Genomic DNA, 18,328 nt, shown 5'->3' with positions numbered 1-18,328 from the left:
CCGCCGCGCGGCCTGCCCGCCGGTTCCGGCGGGTACGGTCCGCCCGAGGGGCGCGGCGGGTACGGCCCGCAGGACGGCCCGGGTGGGTACGGCTCACCTGACGGTCCCGGCGGATACGGTCCGCCGGACGGCCCAGGTGGGTACGGTTCGCAGGACGGCCCCGGTGGGTACGGCGCACCGGACTACGGTCCGCCGGACGGTCCGGGCGGATACGGTCCGCCGGAGGGTCGGGGCAGATACGGCCCACCGGAGGGTCGGGGCGGCTACGGTCCGCCGGACGAGCAGCGGTTCGACGGCTTCGAGGCGGGACGCCACGGTCGGGCCGACATGACCGCGGAGATCCGGATGCCGGACCGCGAGCCGCGTCGTGGCCCGCAGGGAGGCCCACCCGGCCTGCCGCAGCAGGCGATCGGCGGCCCGTCGATGGGCGTGCCCTCCCTGGGTGCCCCGCCGGCCATGACCGGCCCGCCGATGGCCGGGCCGCCCGGCAGCGACCTCTACCGGGTGGACGAGATCAGGCGCAGCTTCCAGGTGCGTCGCTTCGGCAGCGGGTACGACCCCGACCAGGTGGACCGGTTCTTCGACACCCTGCTCGGTGGGATGGCCGGCCGGAACCCGATGCCGGTCAACCCGAAGGACCTGGACACGCTCCGGTTCGGGCTCGTGCAGGGCGGCTACTTCGAGGCCGAGGTCGACTCCGCGCTGAAGAACGTGCAGGACATCCTCTTCGGCCGCTGAGACACCACGACGAGAGCCGCCCTGCCTGGCGGCACGACGAGGGCCCGCCCCCTGGGGGACGGGCCCTCGTCGTACGTCGTGTCTCCGGTCGGCTCAGGAGCGCAGGCCGTTGCGCCGCAGCACCGAGTCGCCGATCACGATGAGCAGCAGGAGCGCGGCGACCCCGATCAGCCAGAGGTCCTCGACCCTGCCCTCGTGGTTGCCGCAGAGCATGGCCAGCATCGCGAACGCGGTGAGGACCGCGCCGATCCGCCCGGCCTTGCGGTGCCCGGGCTTGTGCTGGTCTGGCGACGTTACCGGCTCGCTTCCCGCCACTGTCGGTCCTTCCTCGCGTTCGGATCTCCGGTTAGTCTGGCACGCCACCCGGGAGGGGACCTGCGGTGGGGCGGATACGCGGGGCCGGACGGGCCGTTCCTACCTCGGGACCTTCGGCCCGGCCGGGTGGGGCGGGCGACTATGGCGGCGTCGCGGGGCGCAGACCAGACTGCCTCCGGTAGCGTTCTGACGTACACCTTGATTGTCTTTTTTGAGGGGGAACTGCGGTGCGAGTGACCGGTACCGGGCACGCGAGCATGCGGATCGACACGGCTGCGGGCAGCATCCTGTGCGACCCGTGGGTGAACCCGGCCTACTTCGCCTCCTGGTTCCCGTTCCCGGACAACTCGTTGCTCGACTGGGAGACCCTCGGCGACGTCGACTACCTGTACGTCTCGCACCTGCACCGGGACCACTTCGACGCGGCGCACCTGAAGCGGTACGTGTCGAAGAAGGCCACCGTGCTGCTGCCGGAGTTCCCCACCTCGGAGATGGAGGACGAGTTCCGGGCGTTGGGCTTCACGAAGTTCCTGAAGACCCGCAACGAGGAGGTGTACGAGCTGGACGGTGGCCTGAAGATCATGATCCAGGCGCTGACCAGCCCGACCGACGGCCCGATCGGAGACTCCTCACTCTGGGTGGAGTACGACGGTGTCCGGCTGCTCAACCAGAACGACGCCCGTCCCACCGACCTGACCACCTTCGCCGAGCTGGGACACGTGCACGCACACCTGCTCCAATTCTCCGGCGCGATCTGGTACCCGATGGTCTACGAGCTGCCGCAGTCGGCGAAGACGGCGTTCGGCAAGCAGAAGCGGGACCGGCAGTTCGACCGCACCTGGCGCTACATCGACGACCTCAAGGCCGACCACGTCTTCCCGATCGCCGGCCCGCCGTGCTTCCTCGACGACGAGCTGTGGCAGTTCAACGACATCTTCGGTGACGAGGGGAACATCTTCCCCGACCAGTCGGTCTTCCTGAGCGAGTACGCCAAGGTCGGCGGCACCAACGGCATCGTGCTGCTGCCCGGCAGCGTCGCCGAGGTGACCACCGAGGGGGCGACCACCACCCACCCGGTCCCGATCGAGGAGTTCTTCGCGAACAAGGTCGCCCACCTGGAGGAGATGCGCGAGCGCAAGCGGCCGGTGATCGAGGCGGAGAAGGCGTCCTGGCGGCACCCCGAGGTGGACGTGCTCAAGGAGATGAAGCGCCGGATCGAGCCGCTGCTGGACGAGTCGATCTATCTCGCCAAGGGTGTCGGTGGTCCGGTCCGCTTCGACCTGGTGGGCTACGACGGCGAGAGCATCGAATCCATCGTGGTCGACTTCCCCGGCAAGCAGGTCCGGCCGTACGCGGACGAGAAGGTGCGCTACCGGTTCCGCACCGAACGGGCGCTGGTGGAGCACCTGCTGCACATCGACGAGGTGGACTGGGTCAACTCGCTCTTCCTCTCCTGCCGCTTCTCGGCCGCCCGGATCGGCCAGTACAACGAGTTCGTGTACGCCTTCTTCAAGTGCCTCTCCACCGAGCGCCTCCAGTACGCCGAGGGTTGGTACGACGAGCACGAGCGGGCGGTGGACGCCGAGGACATCACCCTGGGCGACTGGGTGGTGCAGCGGCGCTGCCCGCACCTGAAGGCCGACCTGAGCCGGTTCGGCATCGTCGAGGGCGACCAGCTCACCTGCCAGCTGCACGGATGGCGTTTCGACCTGCCCAGCGGCCGTTGCCTGACCAGCGTGGGGCACAAGGTCCGCGCTCACCGGGTCGGCGAGGAGGCTCCGGAGAGCCCGCAGCCCGCAACCTGACGGATGTAAGGAAGGGCACCTTATTAACGCCTCGTGCATAGTAGGGGGCCCTTCCTAACATCTCGGGCCGGCGGCCGAGCATCTCGGGCCGGCCGCCGAGGTGCCATGGGTGGCGTAACCGTCGAATTGCGACGCTGACTACGATTCCGGGCATGCAATCGTCCCCCGGCGTCATCGTGTCCGAATCCGCGCTCGGCTCAACGATCTCCGCGTACCGCACCTGTGAGCTGGCGACGCTCGCCAAGGACGGCACACCGGTCGCCTGGCCGACGTCCGGGCTGCTCCGTCCGGACGGCACGATCATGCTCACCACCTCGTTGGGGTATCCGCAGAAGGCGTTCAACGTGCGCCGCGACGGCCGGGTGGCGCTGCTCTTCTCCGACCCCACGGCCAGCGGCCTGACCACACCCGAGCAGATCCTGGTACGCGGCACGGCGCACTGCCCCGACGAGGTGCACACCGAGCCGACCGGGGACCTGGGCGTCTTCTGGACCCGGATGTTCCAGCGTCAGCCGAACTGCCGCAAGTACCTCGACTGGCCGGCGACCATGTTCACCGACTTCTACTTCATGCGACTGCTGATCACCGTCACCCCGACCGAGGTGACCACCCGTCCGCTGCCGACCACCACCGAAGCCGGTGCGGTGTCGGCTGAGAGCGGGGCGGCGGCTCCGCTGATCGGCGCGGAGGTGCTGGCGGCGTACCCCAGTGTGGTGCTGGCGGCCCGGGACGGTGCCGGCGCACCGCTGCTGGTGCGGACCACCGCGACTGCCGGGTCGGGCGGCTACCGGGTGGTGGTGCCGGACGGGGTGGACCCGGTCGAGGGCGCGGCGAGTCTGCTGGTGCACCGGCACGACGCGCAGTTGTGGAGCCTGCACAACGCCAACGTGCGCGGTGAGCTGGTCCGTAGCGCCGACGGCTGGACGCTGCGCCCGCACAGACTGGTCGAGCCGGCGGCACGGCACAAGGCCCGGATGACGGATTCGCTGCGTACGGTGCGGACCACCCGGGCCGCGACCCGTCGCTACCTGGACCGGCGAGGCTTGCCGCGTCCCGCCGTCCCGTGGGCGGCCTACCGCGCCCTGCGCCCGGCTGACTGAGCCGTGCAGGTGTGCAGGTGTTAGGTGTGCAGGTGTTAGGAAGGGACCCCTCCTATACACGAGGCGTTAATAGGGTGCCCTTCCTTACACCGCACCCCTCGGTGTGGGCGGGGTGGCTCAGCCGCCCAGGTCGGCGAGGATGCGTTGGGCGGCGTTGTGTCCGGCGGCACCGATCACGCTGCCCGCAGGGTGGCAGCCCGCGCTGCCTGCGTACACCCCGTCGACCCCCGTGGCGTACGGCATCCGGTCGGTGAACGAGACGGTGTTGTCGACGTGGTGGATGTGTCCGCCGGTGATGCCGAAGTGCGCCTCGATGCCGGGCGGTGGCAGGGGCACCGCGTCGGCGATCAGATCGCCGGTGCCGGGGGCGTACCGTTCGCAGATCTCCACCAGCCGGTCGACGTACCCGGGCAGGGCCGCGTCCCAGGTGGTGCCGGTCAGCTCGTACGGCACGGACTGGACGAACAGTGCCGACGAGTGGTGCCCGTCCGGGTCGGCCAGGGACGGGTCGACGGTGGTGTGCAGGTACCACTCGATGGTCGGCTCCTGCGGCAGCCGTCCGGCCTGCACGTCGGCCCACATCGCGCGCAGCGCCGCCATCGGCGACTCGCCCCCACCGCCGGCCAGCGACGCCGATCCGGGTAGCAGGTGGATGGTGGACCCGAACGGGCTGGGCGCGTCCGGCGGCAGGCAGGAGAAGCGGGGCAGGTCGCGCAGGGCCAGGTTGAGCTTGAGCGTGGTGCCGGTGCGCCGGACCGCCGTCATCCGTTCGCCGAGTTCGGCCGGCAACGCGCCGTCGGGCAGCAGCGCCATCAGCCGGTACGGGTCGCAGGCGCCCAGCACCACCTCGGCCTCGACCTGCCGCCCGTCGGCGAGGACGACTCCGGAGGCGGCACCGCCGTCGAGCGTGATCGCGGTGACCGGGGCGCCGGTGACGATCCGGGCGCCGGAGGCACGCGCCGCGTCGGCGAAGGTACGCGACACGGTGCCCATCCCGCCCTCGGCGATCATCCAGGTGCCGTCCGAGCCGGGGAGCCGGCACATGTTGTGCACCAGGAAGTTGTGCCCGGTGCCGGGGTCGTCCGGGCCGGCGTTGAGGCCGGACAGGCCGTCGGTGACCGCGTACATGCTGACCAGCAGTTCGGAACGGAAGTCGAAGCGGGCCAGGTAGTCGGCGACCGAGCCGCGTACCAGGTCGACGAAGACCTGCCGCAGCTCGGGCCGCACGTAGCGGTCGGCGGTCTCCTCGGCGGGCAGCGGTTCGGCCAGCCAGGCGGGGGCGAGGTCCGTGCGCAGGGCGGCCAGTTCGGCCTGCAACGCGTCGTCGGCGGCCACGTCGGCGGGGGAGAAGAACTCGGCGAGCTGGGCCCGGGTGGCGGCGTCGTCGGTGCCGAAGAGGAGGTACGGCGAGCCGACGCCGCCCGGGGTGGGCAGGAAGTAGTGCGGGTCCCGGCGACGCACCGGGATGCGCACGTCGAGCGCGGACAGCAGTTCCGGGGGCATCAGACCGAGCAGGTACGAGCCGGTGGAGTGGCGCAGCCCGGGCACCTTGGGGAAGGGGTTCTCGGTACGGGTGGCGCCGCCGATCACGTCGGCGGCCTCCAGCACGAGCACGTCCAGGCCGGCCCGGGACAGCAGGATTGCGGAGACCAACCCGTTGTGTCCGGATCCGACGACCACCACGTCCGTGCGCCCAGGAACCTCACCCCTCATCCCCGAACCCTAACCCGTCCGCACCTGGTCCGGGCTCAGTTGATCATGCCGGTGACGGGGCCGGTGAGCCGTCGTCGGCGCGGGCGGCGCGGCGGGTACGCCAACCGGCCAGCGCCAGCGTGGCGGAGTAGCCGGCCAGCACGATCACGTGGAAGAGATAGAGCCAGAGCAGCACCGCCACGGCGGCACCGACCTCGACCAGGCCACCGAAGGGCACGCCCAGGTCGAGCGGGAGCGAGGCGAACAGCACGAAACCGTGCAGGAAGCCGGAGAGGTTGGCGGCGGTGAACGACCCGACCGCCAACGTGGAGAGCCAGTCCGGCGACGCCGGGCCGACCACCCGGAAGACCCAGACCAGCACCGGCGTGAGCACCAGCCACACCGCCAGGAAGGAGAGCACCACGCCGAGCGCGCCGGCCCAGCCGCCCCGCCGGACCAGCTCGGTGGTGGTCGGGAGCGCCAGCAGGATCGACAGCAGCAGGGCCGGTGCCGGGGCGAGCAGCGGCAGCAGCAGCACCCGGCCCCGCCAGCCGACCAGGTGCTCGTCGGAGCGGGGCGCGGCGACCGAGACGAACGCCCGACGCAACCCCTCGCCGTAGAGCGACGCGGGCAGCAGCGCGGCCAGCGCCAGCCACGGCGTCAGACCCACCCCGGCGTCGACCAGGGCGGCCACCGCGTGGGGCGCGCCGATGGCGTCCGGCAGGGCCTCCACGGCGTACGAGGTGAGCCGGCGCACCCGGTCGCCTCCGGCGAGCAGCGCGGTGAGCCAGATCGCCAGCAGCGCCACCGGCACCACCGCGATGCCCCCGTAGAAGGTGATCGCGGCGGCATGCAGGGACAGGTCCCGTCCGCGTACCGGGCGGAAGGCGGCCCGGGTGATTCGTCTGGTTCGTTGCCACGCACCGCCCATCCCGCTTCTCTTCCCCCTCGCGGCTGCGCCCACGCCTGGTGTCGCCGGCAGCACACCCAACGCGCGGCGGTCGGCGTCGTTACGATCGGCGGCCATGACCGTGGACGTGACCGAGCGCCTGCTGCTGCGCGAGTGGCGGGACACGCCGGACGAGCTGAGCCGGCTCTACGACCTCTACTCCCGCGAGGACGTGATGCGTTGGCTGGGCGGGGGAGCCGGACGACTGACCGAGCCCGACCAGGCGGCCTCCCGGCTCGCCGCCTGGCGGGAGCGGTACGCCCCGTACGCCGGCCGGTACGGCCTCTGGGCGATCGAGGTCCGGGAGACCGGAGTGGTGGCGGGCAGCGTACTGCTCAAGCCGTTGCCCGGGGCCGACGGCATGACGCCGACCGACGACATCGAGGTGGGCTGGCACCTGCACCCCGACTCGTGGGGGCACGGCTACGCCACCGAGGCGGCCCGGGCGGTGCTGTCCCGCGAGTTCGCCACCGGCACCGAGCGGGTGTACGCCGTGGTGATGCCGGGCAACGAGCGGTCCACGGCGGTCTGCCGCCGGCTCGGCATGACCCACCTGGGCCGGCGCACCGACTGGTACGGCGGCACCGAGGTGGAGACCTTCGTGCTGACGCCCCACCAGCTGTCGACGTAGGACGGTCTCCGCATCATGGCGATCCTCCCCACACACCGGCTGTCGCGAGACCGGGTCGAGGTGCGCACCGTCGCCGAGGCCGAGCACGTCCAACAGGAGTTGCGCCGGCACCTCGACCTGACCGACGGCCCGGCGACCGAGCCGACCCTGGTGGCCGGCGTCGACGTCTCCTACGACAAGACCTCCACCCGCGTCACCGCCGCCGCCGTGCTCGTCGACCTGACCAGCGGCGTCGAGGTGGAGACCGTCGTCGTCCCCGGCGAGGTGACGTTCCCGTACGTCCCCGGGCTGCTGGCCTTCCGCGAGGTGCCGATGCTGCTCACCGCGCTGGACAGGCTCGACCGTAGTCCCGACACCGTGGTCTGCGACGGGTACGGCATCGCCCACCCACGGCGGTTCGGGTTGGCCTGCCACCTGGGCGTGGTGACCGGCCTGCCCACGTTCGGCGTGGCCAAGACCCCCTTCGTCGGCACGTACGCCGAGCCCGGCCCGCGCCGGGGCGACCGGTCGGTACTGCGCGACGGTGACGACGTGCTCGGCCACGCCCTGCGTACGCAGACCGACGTCAAGCCGGTCTTCGTCTCCGTGGGCCACCGCACCGACCTGGACCGGGTGACCGCGTTGACGCTGGCGTTGAGCCCGCGCTACCGCCTGCCGGACGTGATCCGTCGCGCCGACTTCCTGTCCCGCGAAGCCCTTCGTCAGGACACGTCCGGTCCCTACACCTCGTGAGACATAGGCGGTGGCGTTTCCGCGCAGAAATGGAGCCATGCCGGCTGGCGGGTCGACGTGATCGCGCCGACAGGTGACCTTCCCGGTGCGCGGTCCCGACCGGCTCTCCCGCGCCATTCGCGGCACCCCGTCACCACCCTCGTCGATCATGGAGTTGTGCACGCCGCAAAAGCCGTGGACCAGCGCGAAGTGTCACCCACAACTCCATGATCGCGGGCAACCACAGCTTCGTGAACCCTGGACCTTTGATCGTCGGGCTCACCCGGGGCGTCGTCGGGTGAGGTGGGTAGATCTGTTGTCGCTGGGACGACAACAGATCTACCCACCTCGCCTTGGCAGGTCGCGTCTCCTCGTGCTGAGCGCGCTCCGCCGACGGCACCCACGCAGCCCGGTCTCGGGCACCGGTCGGTCGAGTGCCCCGAACGGCGGTGGTCGGACAGTTCGCGCGATGGCGTACGGCGCGGTCTGCGATGGCCGACCTGTGCGAGGCGTGCGGTGCGGGCTGCGGCGGTCGGCGTGCGGTGCGGTCTGCGATGGTCCGGCAGAGTCGAGTGGCGAGCGGTGCACCGCTGGGTGCAGGTGTTAGCAGGGGACCCGTGCTCTACCGGAGGCGTTAATAAGGTGCCCTTCCTTGCACCAAGGCGGCGTGGTGAACAATGGCGGCGTGAACTCCCCCCGCGATCTTGTGCTGTTGGGTAGTACGGGTTCGATCGGTACCCAGGCCATCGACATCGTGCGGCGTAATCCTGACCGCTTCCGGGTGGTGGCGCTCGGTGCCGGTGGCGGCAACGTCGCGCTGCTCGCCGCCCAGGCTCTGGAACTCGGTGTCGAGGCGGTCGGGGTGGCCAAGGCGTCCGCCGCGCAGGATCTCCAGCTCGCGTTCTATGCCGAGGCGAGTCGACGGGGCTGGACCAGCGGCGACTTCAAGCTGCCCAAGATCGTGGCCGGGCCGGACGCGATGAGCGAGCTGGCGCAGTGGCCGTGCGACGTCGTGCTCAACGGGGTGGTGGGGTCGCTGGGGCTCGCGCCGACGCTGGCCGCGCTGCGCGCCGGGCGTACGCTCGCGCTGGCCAACAAGGAGTCCCTGGTGGCCGGCGGCTCGCTGGTCAAGGCGGCGGTGACGCGGCCGGAGCAGATCGTCCCGGTGGACTCGGAGCACTCGGCGCTGGCGCAGTGTCTGCGCGGCGGCAGTCGGGGTGAGGTGCGGCGGCTGGTGGTCACCGCCAGCGGCGGGCCGTTCCGGGGGAAGCGGCGCGACGAGTTGACGGCGGTGACGCCGGACCAGGCGCTTGCGCACCCGACCTGGAACATGGGGCCGGTGGTCACGATCAACTCGGCGACCATGGTCAACAAAGCGCTGGAGGTGATCGAGGCGCACGAGCTGTTCGACGTGCCGTACGCCGACATCACCGTGATGGTGCACCCGCAATCGGTGATCCACTCGATGGTCGAGTTCGTGGACGGCTCGACGTTGGCCCAGGCCAGCCCGCCGGACATGCGGTTGCCGATCGCGCTGGGTCTGGGCTGGCCGGATCGGGTGGCCGACGCCGCCGTAGCCGTCGACTGGACCACGGCGCACACCTGGGAGTTCACGCCGCTGGACGACGAGGCGTTCCCGGCGGTGGCGCTGGCCAAGGCGGCCGGCGAGACGGGGCGCTGCCGGCCGGCGATCTACAACGCGGCCAACGAGGAGTGCGTCGCGGCGTTCGTCGCCGGACGACTGCCGTTCCTCGGCATCGTGGACACGCTACAGCGGGTGTTGGAGGACGCTCCCGATTTCGACGAACCGGGTACCGTCGAGGACGTACTCGAAGCCGAGTCGTGGGCGCGCGGGCACGCGCAGGAGATCATCGCTGCTGCGGTGGAAGGAGCTTGATGTCGTTCGCGTTCGGGGTGGTGCTGTTCGCCCTCGGCATCCTCATCTCGGTGAGCCTGCACGAGGCGGGCCACATGATCACCGCCAAGGCCTTCGGGATGAAGGTCACCCGCTACTTCGTCGGTTTCGGCCCCACCATCTTCTCCTTCAAGAGGGGCGAGACCGAGTACGGCCTCAAGGGCATCCCGCTCGGCGGCTTCTGCAAGATCGTCGGTATGACACCGCAGGACGACGACGTCGAGCCCGGTGACGAGAAGCGCGTGATGTGGCGCTACCCGGTGTGGAAGCGCACGATCGTGATGTCCGCCGGCTCGATCACCCACTTCGGGTTGGCGATCTTCGCGGCCTGGCTGGCGGCGATGACGTTCGGCCTGCCCAACCCCAACTTCCCGAGCACCGAGGAGCAGATCCGCGCCGAGCCGGCGGTGATCGCGATCCAGGAGTGCGTCCTGCCGGACACCACCTACCGGGTCTGCGAGTCCGGTGACGCGCCGAGCCCGGCCGGTGCCGGCGGGTTGCAGAACGGTGACCGGATCACCTCGATCAACGGCACCCCGATCACCAGCTACGGCGACCTGCTGACCACGCTGCGGACCACCACGCCGGGCAGCACCGCCACCCTCGGGTACGTCCGCGACGGTCAGCCCGGCACCGCCGAGACCACCCTGGCCACCACCAAGCGCCCGCCGATCGACGACCCGAACGGGCCGGTCACCGAGGTCTCCGCGCTCGGCGTGGGTCTGGTCGTCTCGACCCCGGGTCTGATCTCCCATGGCCCGATCGACGCGATCGGTGCGACCAGCACCTTCATCGGTGACATGGCGGTCGCCACCGTGCAGGCGTTGCAGCGGCTCCCGGAGAAGATCCCCGCCCTCTGGACCGCCATCACCGGCGGCGAGCGGGACATGGATACCCCGATCAGCGTGGTCGGTGCCAGCATCCTCGGTGGCGAGGCGGTGGCAAACGACGCCTGGGAACTGTTCATCATGCTGTTCATCTCGTTGAACTTCTTCATCGGGGTGTTCAACCTCTTGCCGCTGCTGCCACTGGACGGTGGGCACATCGCCATCGCCTGGTTCGAACGCGTCCGTTCCTGGGTGTACGCGCTGCTGCGCAAGCCCGACCCGGGCCGTGTCGACTACTTCAAACTGATGCCCGTCACGTACGCGGTGATCCTGATCGGTGGCGCGTTCACGCTGCTCACGATCACCGCGGACGTCGTCAACCCGATCTCGATCTTCTCAAGGTGAGTGCTTGAAGTGACCGCTGTCAGTCTCGGTATGCCCGCCGTGCCGCCGCCACCGCTCGCACCCCGACGGGCGAGCCGTCAGATCATGGTCGGCTCGGTGCCGGTCGGTGGTGGGGCACCGGTCTCCGTGCAGTCGATGACCACCACGCTCACCTCCGACGTCAACGCGACCCTCCAGCAGATCGCCGAGCTGACCGCCTCCGGCTGCCAGATCGTCCGGGTGGCGGTGCCCAGCCAGGACGACGTGGAGGCGTTGCCGGCGATCGCGCGCAAGTCGCAGATCCCGGTGATCGCCGACATCCACTTCCAGCCGAAGTACGTCTTCGCCGCGATCGACGCCGGATGTGCGGCGGTGCGGGTCAACCCGGGCAACATCCGGCAGTTCGACGACAAGGTCGCCGAGATCGCCAAGGCGGCCTCCGCTGCCGGTACGCCGATCCGGATCGGCGTCAACGCCGGCTCGTTGGACAAGCGTCTGCTGACCAAGTACGGCAAGGCCACCGCCGAGGCGCTCGTCGAGTCGGCGCTCTGGGAGTGCTCGCTCTTCGAGGAGCACGGCTTCCGGGACATCAAGATCTCGGTCAAGCACAACGACCCGGTGGTGATGATCCGGGCCTACCGGCAGCTCGCCGAGCAGTGCGACTACCCGTTGCACCTGGGCGTGACCGAGGCCGGACCGGCGTTCCAGGGGACCATCAAGTCGGCGGTCGCCTTCGGGGCACTGCTGGCCGAGGGGATCGGCGACACCATCCGGGTGTCGCTCTCCGCGCCGCCGGTCGAGGAGATCAAGGTCGGCGCGCAGATCCTGGAGTCGCTGGGGCTGCGCGAGCGCGGCCTGGAGATCGTTTCCTGCCCGTCCTGCGGCCGAGCCCAGGTGGACGTCTACAAGCTGGCCGAGGAGGTCACCGCCGGGCTGGAGGGCCTGCCGGTGCCGCTGCGCGTCGCCGTGATGGGGTGCGTGGTGAACGGCCCGGGCGAGGCGCGTGAGGCGGACCTGGGTGTCGCCTCCGGCAACGGCAAGGGGCAGATCTTCGTCAAGGGCCAGGTCATCAAGACCGTGCCCGAGGGGCAGATCGTGGAGACCCTGATCGAGGAGGCGCTGCGACTGGCCGACGAGATGGGTGCCGAGCTGCCCGAGGAACTGCGCGGCCTGCTGCCCGGCGCCACCGTCAGCGTCCACTGACCCATCGGCGACACCGACGGGCGGTCACCCTCGGGTGGCCGCCCGTCGACGCGCCCGGCACGTGCCCCACGACCGCCCAGGGACTGCACCGTCGCGTGTCGCCGCCGGTCGCGCCTGTCCCGCCCGTCCCGGGCGACACGGCGAGATCATGCTCGATCCGGGATCGAGTTGTCTCGTCGCGACGCTGAAGCCACTCGATCCAGGATCGAGCATGATCTTGAGGGCGCCTCCGGGCGGCCTCCGGGCACATCAGGGTGCCTCCGGGCACATCAGGGCACATCAGGGTGCCTTCGGGCGCGGGCGGGCGCGGCGCCGGTGTGTTCGTGCTGCTCGTCGGCGGCCCGAGAGCAATCCTCTCGGGCCGCCGACGGGGCGGCGGATCCGCGGACGGTCGGGCGGGACGGCGGTCACTCGGATTCGGCGAGGATCGCGTACAGCTTGCGGCGGGTCTCGTCGAGCACCTGGGCGGCCCGCTCGCGCTGGTCGTCCGTACCCGTCATCATCACCTGGCGCAGCGCGTTCATGGCCTGCGCGCCGGCCTCGCGGATGTCGTGCCAACTGTTGATCGTGTCCTCGGCGACCTCCGCCCAGGGGGGCGTCTGCGCCGCCGTCTCGGCCTCGGGTCGACCCTGCTCGGTGAGGGTGAACCGCTTGCGGCCACCGCCGGACTCCTCGGTGGCGGCGATGACGCCCTCGTCCTCCAGGAGTTGGAGGGTCGGGTAGATCGAGCCGGGGCTGGGCCGCCAGCCGCCCCCGGTGCGGGAGTCGATCTCCTGGATCATCTCGTAGCCGTGCATCGGCCGCTCGGTGAGCAGCGCGAGCACCGCGCCCCGGACGTTCGGGCGGCGTCCCCGCCCCCGTCCCCGTCCGCCCCGGCCGTGACCGTGACCGTGCCCGCCGTGCGGGAAGGGCGGACCGGGCGGGAAGGGTGGGAAACCGAAACCGCGCATCCGGGCCTCGTGCAGGGCATGTGCCCGTGGGTGGAACCTCATCAGACCGTCTCCTTCGTCGAACTGTCTCTGATGCATCGACGATATATCGGAAACGCATCGCCGACAAGTCATCGGAGGAGGGGTGTGGTGCTTTGCGGCACACCGTCCGGTAGCGGCCTGTCCGCCCGTCGGGCACCGGTCACTGTCCGCCACCGCGTTCCGGACGGATCTGGCAGGCTGTAACCGTGTTGACGGCGCCGGTGCGGCAACTGGGGGAGTCGGAACGTCGCGCGGTCGAACGGTTGCTCGACTCCGACCCGTACGCGAGCGCGCAGGTCGCGGAGCGGGTCGCCGCGCGCGGACTGGCGTGGTGGCGGGCCGAGGGCCGGGTACTCGGCTACGGTTCCCGCCGCCAGCTCGAATCGGTCTGCTGGCTCGGCGGCAACCTCACCCCGGTCCTCGCCTCGTCGCAGGCCGTCGCCGCCTTCGCCGAGTTGCTCTCCGGCGAGGAGCGGCTCTGCTCCTCCATCGTCGGGCGCGCCGACGCCGTCCTGGAACTCTGGGACCGGCTCGCCGGCACCTGGGGACCGGCCCGCGACGTCCGCCCCAACCAGCCGCTGCTGGCCACCGAGGCGATGCCCGAGGTCCGCGCCGATCCGCAGGTACGCCTGGTCCGCGGCAGCGAGGTCGACCTGCTCTTCCCGGCCGCGGTGGCGATGTACACCGAGGAGGTGGGCGTCTCGCCGCTGGCCGAGGACGGCGGGCGCGGGTACCGCCGTCGGGTCACCGAGATGATCCGCTCCGGCCGCGCGTACGCCCGCTTCGTCGACGGCCGGGTGGTCTTCAAGGCCGAGCTCGCGGTCGTCACCCGGCGCACCGCGCAGATCCAGGGGGTCTGGGTGGCGCCGGAGTGGCGCGGCCGGGGGATCGCCACGGCGGCGATGGCGGCGGTGGTCCGCGACGCGCTGGCCCGGGTCGCCCCGAGCGTCAGCCTGTACGTCAACGATTTCAACCTGCCCGCCCGGCGGGTCTACGAACGCTGCGGATTCCGGCCCGTCGGCACCCTCGCCACCGTGCTCTTCTGACCTGGCCCGCTGCCGTCCGGCAGCCGCCGCCACCAGGTGATCTGCCTCTGGCAAAAATGCGTTGAGCTGCGCGGTCGCGCAACGCAGGCTGGAACCTCCGCCACGAAACCGGAGGAACCGACCCATGCGCCTGCTCCGTGATCTGTGGGTCACCTCTTCGCGCCGGATGACCCTGGTGGTCGCCCTGATCGTGCTCGGCGGGATCGGCCAGGCGGCCACCGCCGCGCTCGCCGGTCCGGTGCTGGTGCACCGCTCCGTCGGCTTCTTCGCGCTGCTCGCGGTGGCCCTGGTCGTGGTGGTCGCCAGCGACCTGGTGGTCAGCCTGGTGATGGCCGGGGTGACCGCCGACTGGGCCGCCGACCTGCGGCGTCGGCTGTGCCGGGTGGCGATGGGCCAGCCGATTCCCGCCCTGGAGACCACGCCGGTCGGCGAGATGCTCGACCGGATCGACGGCGACGTGTACGACGTCGCCTCCGGCGTCCGCGGCCCCGGGGTGCGGCTGGCCCAGTCGCTGGCGGTGGGCCTGCTCTCCACGCTGGTCGCGATCACCGTCTGGTGGCCGGCCGGACTCGGCATGCTGCTGCTCTGCGTCCTGCTCGCGGTCACCATGCGCCGGCCCGCCGGCCGGATCGCCCCCGCCCGGATGCACGAGGAGGCGGCCTGGTCGGACCTGGCGGCGGTGATGGAGGAGTCCATCCACGGGCAGGACGACGTGCGCACCAGCCTGGCCCGCCCGTACGTGCTGCGGCTCTACGCCGCCCGGGCGGCCGAGGTGCTGCGGCGCGGCTGGCGGGTGTGGCGGTTGTCCGCCCAGGTCAACACCGTGGCCGCCGGGGTGACCCGGGTCGGTGTCGCGCTGGTCGTGCTCGGTGGGGTGTGGGCGCTGACCACCGGCCGGGTCGACTCCGCCCGACTCACCGCGATCTGGCTGCTCGCCCTATCGCTCGGGATGACCGTCGAGCACGTCAGCCGGATGGTGCCCGAGGTGCAGTACGCCCTCGGCGCGTGGGGCCGGGTACGACTGCTCCAGAGCGCCGCCCAGGAACCCGTCGGCGGGGACACCCCGATCGACGGTGACCTGGTCATCCGCGACCTGACCTTCCACTACCCGTCCGCCGACGCCGACCGGGGCCCGGCGTTGCGCGAGATCGACCTGACCTTCGCCCGGGGCCGCTCCTACGCCCTGGTGGGGCGGACCGGCTCGGGCAAGTCGACGCTGGCCAAGCTGCTCACCCGGGCGGTGGACGTGCCACCGGGGACGGTGCTGCTCGGCGGGCGTGACGTGCGCGACCTCGACGTGGACCTGCTGCGCCGGTGGATCGCCGTGGTGCCGCAGCGCACCGAGATCCTCGCCGGCACGCTCGCCGAGAACGTCGCGTTGTTCGACCCCGAGCTGCTCGACGCCGCCGCGCGGGCCCTGGACGAACTTGGCCTGGCCGGCTGGATCGCCGAACTGCCCGCCGGGCTGGACACCCGGCTCGGCGAGGGCGGGCACGTGCTCTCCGCCGGGCAGGAGCAGCTCGTCGCGTTCGCCCGCATCCTGGTCCGCGACCCGCACGTGGTGATCCTCGACGAGGCCACCGCCCGACTCGACCCGGTCACCGAGGCGCGGGTGCAGCAGGCCACCGAACGACTGCTGCGGGACCGGATCGGCATCGTCATCGCGCACCGGCTCTCCTCGGTGCGCCAGTGCGACGAGGTGGTGGTGCTGGCCGACGGCGCGGTGGTCGAGGCGGCCCCGCTGGCCCGGTCACGTCGCTTCGCCGAACTCCTCGCCGCCGGTGACGCCGACCTGCTGGCCGACCCGCGCGCCGACACCGTCGGTACGGCCGCTCCGGGTACCGACCGCTCCCGTGGCGAACCGGCACTGGTCGGCGTCACCGGTGCGGTCACGGAGGGCCACCGCTTCACCGGGTCGCCCACGCTGACCACCGTGGTGGATCCCGCGCCCGTCGTCGGGCCCGAGCCGGTCGCGCCGACCGACGGGCGGGAGATCACCGCGTGGGAGGTCGGCGGGCGCGACGCCACACGTACCACCACCGTCGCCGGCGGTGCGGACCCGGAAGGCGAGCGGCGGCCGGCCTCCCGGGCGCGGACGCTGCGGGAGATCTTCCGGCTCTGTCTGAACGACCCCCGCTACGGCGCTGCCGCGGTGGGCATCTTCGCCGTGCTGGCCGTCCTGAGCCTGGACGGCCCGATCCTGGCCTGGCTCTGGGCCGACGTGGTCGACGGCACGGGTGACCCGTGGCTGCCCGCGCTGGGCATCGCGGCGGGGCTGGTCCTCGCCATCCCCGCGCACTACTGGACGCACCTGTGGTTCCCGGCCTGGTGGGTACGGCAGATGCTGCGGATCAGCGCCCGCCTGGTGTACGGCCAGACCGGCCCGCGCCGGGTCAGCCGGCACACCCCGGCCGAGGTGGTGGCGCAGGGCGGCGACACCGAGCGGGTGGTGCAGCTCGCCGACAACGTGCTGGACCAGACCGTCGGCGTGCTCCTGCTGGTCAGCATGACCCTGATCACCGGCAGCGTGGTCCCGGGGATGTTCTTCCTCGGCACGATGCTGCTCTCCGGCTTCGCCGCCACGGCGTTCGGTCCCCGGCTGGAACGCGCGGCGCGGGAGACCGTCACCGCCCGCGCGGCGTTCGCCACCGCGCTGGTGTCGGCACTGTCGGCCGCCCGAACGGTGAAGCTCGCCGGGGCGACCCGGCCGGTGCTGACCCATCTCGCCGACCTGGACACGGTCCGCAGCGACCGGCAGCGTCGGGAGATCGCCGTGCAGGTCTGGGCCCGCTCCACCCCGTCGATGGCGAGCGGCCTGCTGCCGATCGCCGTCTGGGCGCTCTTCCTGGCCGGCACGATCAACGCCGGGGCGGCACTGGTCTCGGTCGCCACGCTGGGCGCGGCGCGCTGGTTCGCCTGGACGACCGCCTCGCTGATCTCCCAGGTGCCCTCGGCGCGGGTGTGGACGCGGCGGACGGCGGAGATGACCGGGATCGAGGCGTACTCGGCGCGGGTGCCCGGGATGGACCTGGTGGCCGGTACGGCTTCCGCCCCGCCGGTGGCCCCGCGTACCCCGTTGCGGCGGCTGGAACTGGTCGGCTTCGGCGTCCGGCACACCGACGGCACGGTCGCCGTACGCGATGTCGACCTGACCGTGGAGCGTGGACAGCTGGTGCTGGTGGTGGGCCCGGTCGGGGCGGGCAAGTCCTCGCTGCTGCGCGCCCTGGCCGGCATCGCCCCGCACACCGGGTCGATGACCTGGAACGGGGAACCGGTGACCGAGCCGGAGCTGTTCCTGCGCCCGAACCAGGTCGGCTACGTCGGCCAGTTGCCCCGGGTGCTCTCCGGCACCGTCGCCGACAACATCACCCTGGGCCACCCGGTGGACCCGGCGCACGCGGTGGCGACCGCCCAGCTCGAACACGACCTGGCCGCCACCGGGAGCGGCCTGGCGTTGCTCATCGGGCACAAGGGCACCCGGCTCTCCGGCGGGCAGTTGCAGCGCCTGGCGTTGGCCCGGGCGCTGGCACCGCGTACCGAACTGCTGGTCGCCGACGACGTGTCGTCCGCCCTGGACGTCACCACCGAGCTGGCCCTCTGGCAGGCGTTGCGCGAACGGGGCGTGACCGTGGTCGGCTCCACCTCCAAACGGGCCGCCCTGGTGCGGGCCGACCACGTGGTGGTGCTCGTCGACGGTGCGGTGCGGGCGCAGGGGCCGTGGCGCGAGCTGGCGCCGCGCTGGGGCCACCTGGCCGGGTGACCAAGGCCGCGCCGGACCGACCGGTCCGGCGCGGCCGCTTCAGGGTCAGACCGCCCGGCGGTACTGGTGCGGCCAGTCCGTCTCGGCGCCCAGCTCGGCGGCGGCCCGGCGCGGCCAGTACGGGTCTCGCAGCAGTTCCCGGCCGAGCAGCACCAGATCGGCTGCGCCGTCGGCGAGGATCGCCTCGGCCTGTGCGGGCGCGACGATCAGGCCGACCGCGCCGGTGGGTACCCGTGCCTCGCGGCGGATCCGGGCGGCGGCCGGCACCTGGTAGCCTGTCT

Annotated in this window: 14 protein-coding genes and 1 pseudogene; 10 read left to right on the top strand and 5 right to left on the bottom strand. The window is 71.8% G+C overall.

All coding sequences use genetic code 11. The features are described 5' to 3' along the window. A partial coding sequence (locus tag EYA84_RS10175; RefSeq protein ID WP_201272348.1) for a cell division protein DivIVA occupies nt 1–738 on the top strand: 738 nt, incomplete at its 5' end. Nucleotides 739–831: 93 nt separating this feature from the next. Here EYA84_RS10175 and EYA84_RS10170 read toward each other — a convergent pair. After that, nucleotides 832–1,053, bottom strand: coding sequence for a DUF2631 domain-containing protein (locus EYA84_RS10170; RefSeq protein ID WP_131052788.1), 222 nt, complete (start codon nt 1,051–1,053; stop codon nt 832–834). A gap of 227 nt (nt 1,054–1,280) precedes the next feature. On the opposite strand from EYA84_RS10170, the gene EYA84_RS10165 reads away from it, so the two are divergent. Beyond that, complete coding sequence (locus tag EYA84_RS10165; protein ID WP_131052787.1) at nt 1,281–2,858, top strand: Rieske 2Fe-2S domain-containing protein; 1,578 nt, start codon at nt 1,281–1,283, stop codon at nt 2,856–2,858. Between the two features lie 152 nt (nt 2,859–3,010). Further along, nucleotides 3,011–3,958, top strand: a complete 948-nt coding sequence (locus tag EYA84_RS10160) for a pyridoxamine 5'-phosphate oxidase family protein (protein ID WP_131052786.1) — start codon at nt 3,011–3,013, stop codon at nt 3,956–3,958. A 117-nt stretch (nt 3,959–4,075) separates the two neighbouring features. Here EYA84_RS10160 and EYA84_RS10155 read toward each other — a convergent pair whose 3' ends face one another. Next, on the bottom strand, nt 4,076–5,671 hold the full coding sequence (locus EYA84_RS10155; RefSeq protein ID WP_131052785.1) for an NAD(P)/FAD-dependent oxidoreductase: 1,596 nt from the start codon (nt 5,669–5,671) through the stop codon (nt 4,076–4,078). Between the two features lie 43 nt (nt 5,672–5,714). Beyond that, nucleotides 5,715–6,581: a YhjD/YihY/BrkB family envelope integrity protein gene (locus EYA84_RS10150; protein ID WP_131052784.1), complete on the bottom strand. Its 867-nt coding sequence runs from the start codon at nt 6,579–6,581 to the stop codon at nt 5,715–5,717. A 94-nt stretch (nt 6,582–6,675) separates the two neighbouring features. Here EYA84_RS10150 and EYA84_RS10145 point away from each other — a divergent pair, with 94 nt between their 5' ends. The 5 genes from EYA84_RS10145 to ispG all read left to right on the top strand — a co-directional run bounded on the left by EYA84_RS10145 (nt 6,676) and on the right by ispG (nt 12,270). Continuing rightward, the gene (locus EYA84_RS10145; protein WP_131052783.1) at nt 6,676–7,230 is read left to right on the top strand and encodes a GNAT family N-acetyltransferase; all 555 of its coding nucleotides are present in this window, start codon (nt 6,676–6,678) and stop codon (nt 7,228–7,230) included. A gap of 15 nt (nt 7,231–7,245) precedes the next feature. Further along, on the top strand, nt 7,246–7,962 hold the full coding sequence (locus tag EYA84_RS10140) for an endonuclease V (RefSeq protein ID WP_131052782.1): 717 nt from the start codon (nt 7,246–7,248) through the stop codon (nt 7,960–7,962). A 664-nt stretch (nt 7,963–8,626) separates the two neighbouring features. After that, nucleotides 8,627–9,838, top strand: a complete 1,212-nt coding sequence (gene dxr, locus EYA84_RS10135; RefSeq protein ID WP_131052781.1) for a 1-deoxy-D-xylulose-5-phosphate reductoisomerase — start codon at nt 8,627–8,629, stop codon at nt 9,836–9,838. Beyond that, a complete protein-coding gene (locus EYA84_RS10130) occupies nt 9,838–11,088 on the top strand; it encodes an RIP metalloprotease (RefSeq protein WP_131052780.1) in 1,251 nt (416 codons plus the stop codon). The genes dxr and EYA84_RS10130 overlap by 1 nt, the downstream gene beginning before the upstream one ends. 9 nt (nt 11,089–11,097) lie before the next feature. Continuing rightward, complete coding sequence (gene ispG, locus EYA84_RS10125; RefSeq protein WP_131052779.1) at nt 11,098–12,270, top strand: flavodoxin-dependent (E)-4-hydroxy-3-methylbut-2-enyl-diphosphate synthase; 1,173 nt, start codon at nt 11,098–11,100, stop codon at nt 12,268–12,270. 407 nt (nt 12,271–12,677) lie between these two features. Here the strand turns inward: ispG and EYA84_RS10120 are convergent, their stop codons facing one another. Beyond that, nucleotides 12,678–13,262 (bottom strand): PadR family transcriptional regulator, encoded by a 585-nt coding sequence (locus EYA84_RS10120; RefSeq protein WP_131052778.1) that lies wholly within the window; start codon nt 13,260–13,262, stop codon nt 12,678–12,680. Between the two features lie 185 nt (nt 13,263–13,447). Here EYA84_RS10120 and EYA84_RS10115 point away from each other — a divergent pair, with 185 nt between their 5' ends. Together EYA84_RS10115 and EYA84_RS10110 are read left to right on the top strand one after the other, a co-directional pair. Continuing rightward, nucleotides 13,448–14,287: a DUF4081 domain-containing GNAT family N-acetyltransferase gene (locus EYA84_RS10115; RefSeq protein WP_131052777.1), complete on the top strand. Its 840-nt coding sequence runs from the start codon at nt 13,448–13,450 to the stop codon at nt 14,285–14,287. Between the two features lie 124 nt (nt 14,288–14,411). Next, the gene (locus EYA84_RS10110; protein ID WP_131052776.1) at nt 14,412–18,047 is read left to right on the top strand and encodes an ABC transporter ATP-binding protein; all 3,636 of its coding nucleotides are present in this window, start codon (nt 14,412–14,414) and stop codon (nt 18,045–18,047) included. Nucleotides 18,048–18,092: 45 nt separating this feature from the next. Here EYA84_RS10110 and EYA84_RS10105 read toward each other — a convergent pair. Beyond that, nucleotides 18,093–18,328, bottom strand: a pseudogene (locus tag EYA84_RS10105) (oxidoreductase); the annotation flags it as partial.

Source organism: Verrucosispora sp. SN26_14.1, from assembly GCF_004307965.1.
In the GTDB taxonomy this organism is placed as follows: domain Bacteria; phylum Actinomycetota; class Actinomycetes; order Mycobacteriales; family Micromonosporaceae; genus Micromonospora.
This window is presented reverse-complemented; position numbering and strand designations above follow the sequence as displayed.

Coding starts and splice junctions, on each gene's coding strand:
- EYA84_RS10160 (WP_131052786.1), top strand. CDS start 3,011: ATGCAATCGTCCCCCGGCGTCATCGTGTCCGAATCCGCGCTCGGCTCA.
- EYA84_RS10155 (WP_131052785.1), bottom strand. CDS start 5,671: ATGAGGGGTGAGGTTCCTGGGCGCACGGACGTGGTGGTCGTCGGATCC.
- EYA84_RS10150 (WP_131052784.1), bottom strand. CDS start 6,581: ATGGGCGGTGCGTGGCAACGAACCAGACGAATCACCCGGGCCGCCTTC.
- EYA84_RS10145 (WP_131052783.1), top strand. CDS start 6,676: ATGACCGTGGACGTGACCGAGCGCCTGCTGCTGCGCGAGTGGCGGGAC.
- EYA84_RS10140 (WP_131052782.1), top strand. CDS start 7,246: ATGGCGATCCTCCCCACACACCGGCTGTCGCGAGACCGGGTCGAGGTG.
- EYA84_RS10130 (WP_131052780.1), top strand. CDS start 9,838: ATGTCGTTCGCGTTCGGGGTGGTGCTGTTCGCCCTCGGCATCCTCATC.
- EYA84_RS10120 (WP_131052778.1), bottom strand. CDS start 13,262: ATGAGGTTCCACCCACGGGCACATGCCCTGCACGAGGCCCGGATGCGC.
- EYA84_RS10110 (WP_131052776.1), top strand. CDS start 14,412: ATGCGCCTGCTCCGTGATCTGTGGGTCACCTCTTCGCGCCGGATGACC.